At 30.2% G+C, this 398-nt stretch carries 1 pseudogene; it reads left to right on the forward strand.

Features of this window, described 5'->3' with window-relative positions:
- Positions 1–295 (forward strand): annotated as a pseudogene (locus CRV02_RS14960) (hypothetical protein); the annotation flags it as partial.
- Between the last annotated feature and the right edge of the window lie 103 nt (positions 296–398).

Genomic DNA, 398 nt, shown 5'->3' on the forward strand with positions numbered 1-398 from the left:
AAGAGCTACAAAAGTAAAAGAGAATAGTAGTAAGATGATTGAAGGAATTAATCAAGTAGAAGAAAAAAACACACATAAAAATGCTTTAATCGATGATGTATCAAATGCAGCAAAAGAACAAACAATAGGAATGTCACAAAATGCTGAAGCAATGGGACAGCTTGAAAAGTGTACACAAGAAAATGCATCAATTGCTGATACAACAAATAGCATTACTAAAGAAACAAATAGTATTGCACAAGAAGTAGTAAATAGTGTAAGTAAAAATAATTTTGAAGTAAAAAAGATTATTTAGAGCCTTTCTCTAACTAAATTATAAATCAACCATAGCTTTAAATAAAACTCCACTTCTTCCTACATTTTCTACATTTACATGGAATGGGTCAGGGAGGAGAGCA

The sequence above is a fragment of the Arcobacter sp. CECT 8989 genome (assembly GCF_004116715.1).
Classification (GTDB): domain Bacteria; phylum Campylobacterota; class Campylobacteria; order Campylobacterales; family Arcobacteraceae; genus Halarcobacter.